Annotated in this window: 2 protein-coding genes; both read left to right on the top strand. The window is 54.1% G+C overall.

Features of this window, described 5'->3' with window-relative positions; genetic code table 11:
- The first annotated feature begins 198 nt into the window (after positions 1-198).
- Positions 199-396, top strand: a complete 198-nt coding sequence (locus KDK14_RS12940; RefSeq protein ID WP_257265560.1) for a hypothetical protein — start codon at positions 199-201, stop codon at positions 394-396.
- Positions 369-2,954 carry a TRAP transporter permease gene (locus KDK14_RS12935; protein ID WP_257265559.1) on the top strand — a complete coding sequence of 862 codons (2,586 nt, stop codon included), beginning with the start codon at positions 369-371 and terminating at the stop codon, positions 2,952-2,954. The genes KDK14_RS12940 and KDK14_RS12935 overlap by 28 nt, the downstream gene beginning before the upstream one ends.
- Positions 2,955-3,152 lie beyond the last annotated feature (198 nt).

Genomic DNA, 3,152 nt, shown 5'->3' with positions numbered 1-3,152 from the left:
GGTTGATAGATTTGAATTTGAACCACAAAGGCACAGAGACACAAAGAAAAGATTTTTTTCTTCCTTTGTGCCTTTGTGGTGAAAGTCTTTTAACTAACTATGACAAGGTTTTCACCGCTTGAGTCAGTGCCATTGGCTCTGCCTCTTTTCCACCCCAAATACAGACTGTCGTCATTCAGGGTGCTGCCTGAACTCTGTATGACGACATTCACAGCCCTTGGCCAGCAGGAATCAAAGGGCAGCACGGGGAAGCACAGTTGTTTTGGTGGCCGCCAGATATCCCGCTTCCCCCATTTACCCAAGGCCATGGTCCGCTGGATGAAGGATGCATCATTTCCACAACGCAAAAATTCAATAACAGGTACATTATGGACGCAGTCAACGGCGATAAGCTGAATAATCCGACGGCAGGCTATAACAGCTGCGCTGAACAAATGGTCAACCAGTCCGAACAGGGAGACCGCCATCCAATAGGCAAATCCAGACTGATATTACTGGGCACAGCCTTGAGCTGGTCACTGTTTCAGCTGTGGAATGCATCACCTCTGCCGTATATTTTCAATGTAGGCCTATTGAACGACGGCCAGGCCCGGGCCATCCATCTCGCCTTTGCCATTTTCCTGGCATTTATCACCTTCCCTGCCAGCAAAAAGTCGTTTACCCATCAGATACCCGTAACTGACTGGCTGTTTGCCCTGAGCGGCAGTTTCTGCGCCGCCTATCTTTATATTTTCCACCAGCAGCTGGCTACCCGCGCCGGGGCTCCCGTTACCCCCGACCTGGTCACGGCCGGTATCGGTATGCTGCTTCTGCTGGAAGCCACCCGCCGGGCACTGGGGCCGCCACTGATGGTGGTTGCGGCGATTTTTATCACCTATGCCTTTGCCGGTCCTTACATGCCGGATGTGATCGCCCACAAGGGTGCCAGTCTCAACAAGGCGCTGTCCCACTTCTGGATTACCACTGAAGGTGTCTTTGGTGTGGCCCTGGGAGTTTCCACCAGCTTTGTGTTCCTGTTTGTTTTGTTTGGGTCTCTGCTGGAAAAGGCCGGTGCCGGTCAATACTTTATTCAGGTGGCGTTCTCTTTGCTGGGCCATCTCAAAGGTGGCCCCGCCAAGGCTGCCGTTGTGTCATCGGGCCTGAGTGGTCTGGTTTCCGGCTCGTCCATCGCCAACGTGGTCACCACCGGAACCTTCACCATCCCCCTGATGAAACGTGTCGGTTTTCCTGCTCACAAAGCCGGTGCCATCGAGGTTGCCGCCTCTACCAATGGACAACTGACGCCGCCTATTATGGGCGCCGCGGCGTTTCTGATGGTGGAATATGTGGGCATCTCTTACATCGACGTTATTCGCCACGCCCTGTTACCCGCCGCGATCTCCTATATCGCCCTGTATTATATTGTCCATCTTGAAGCCCTGAAAGCGGGCATGCAGGGACTGCCAAGAAGCGTCACCCGCACAAAAACCCGTGCCCTGATGTCATTTATGGGCTCGTTCGTCGGGCTCTGCCTGCTTGGTGCTGGCGTCTATTACGGTATTGGCTGGACCAGACAATACATGGGAGAGTATGCCCTCTGGATGATCACGCTGGCATTAATGGCCAGTTATCTGATGCTGCTGAGAATAGCCGCGAAACAACCTGACCTTAACAATATTGACGATGAGATACGCAGCACGCCAATACCCGGACCAACCATCAAACGCGGTCTCTACTATTTGCTGCCCCTGGTGGTGTTACTGTGGTGTCTGACCGTTGAACGTTACTCGCCGGGCCTCTCTGCCTTCTGGGCAACCCTGGTGATGATATTCATCACCCTGACCCATAAAACCCTGATTGACATGTTCCGGCAGGAACAAACCATCACCCATCTGCAAACCGGCTTTCTCGATCTGCTTGACGGAATGACCACCGGGGCCCGGAATATGATCGGCATTGGTGTTGCCACCGCCACCGCCGGTATCGTTGTGGGTGCAGTCACCCTGACCGGTATTGGTCTGGTCATGACCGAGTTCGTAGAATGGATTTCTGCTGGCAGTATCATTCTTATGCTGCTACTGACCGCTATCATCTGTCTGGTACTGGGCATGGGTCTGCCAACCACCGCCAACTACATTGTGGTGTCCACCCTGATGGCTCCGGTTATTGTTGCCCTGGGCGCCCAGCACGGACTGATCGTGCCTTTGATTGCGGTCCATCTGTTTGTCTTCTACTTCGGTATTCTCGCGGATGATACCCCGCCTGTGGGTCTGGCCGCTTTTGCCGCATCGGCCATCGCACAGTCGGACCCGATCAAGACCGGTATCCAGGGTTTCACCTACGATATCCGTACCGCTATTCTGCCGTTTATGTTTATCTTTAATACGGAGTTACTGCTGATCGGCGTTGACAGCATCACACAACTGGCAATTGTCGTCTTTGGCGCTATTGCCGCCATGCTGGTATTTGCCGCGGCAACCCAGGGCCACTGGCTAGTGAAAAACCGCTGGTACGAAACCCTGGGCCTGCTGCTGATCGCCTTCACGCTGTTCCGGCCGAACTTCTGGTGGGACAACGTTTACCCACCCTACGAAACCTATGAAGGCCATAACATTGTTGCCCGGGTTGAAGCACTGCCCGACCGGGCTGATGCACGCCTGTGGGTAGCCGGGGAAACCCTGGAAGGTAAACCGGTGAGTCAGCTGGTGATTCTCCCCGCTGGCGAGCGGGCCCCGGCTGATGACCGATTCCGCCACATGGGGCTCGAGGTGCTGGTTGACGGGGATGAGCTGATCATTGATATGGTTGACTTCAACAGCGAGGCTCAGCAGGCCGGCATCGATTTTGACTGGCAGATTTATCGTATGGACGTTCCGGCAGAGCGACTGCCAAAACAACTGATATGGATACCGGCCTTTATCCTGCTGTTGTTGATTTTCCTTGGACAACGACGCCGACAGGGCCAATGCAGCTAAGCTCTGGTATGCACAGTCTCCCACGGCGGCCCCGTGGGAATACATACGCCTAACTTGTTGTGTATAGGAGCTGTCCTTCAAGGCCCCCTCCCACGGCGCCCCACGTGGGAATACATACGACAAACAATAACAGGTTGTTTCACCTCCCCCTGTGCCAACATAGTTGTCGCCTCTCCTGAATTTAAAAACCTAAACAGG

Source organism: Endozoicomonas sp. ONNA2, from assembly GCF_024606365.1.
Taxonomy (GTDB): domain Bacteria; phylum Pseudomonadota; class Gammaproteobacteria; order Pseudomonadales; family Endozoicomonadaceae; genus Endozoicomonas.
This window is presented reverse-complemented; position numbering and strand designations above follow the sequence as displayed.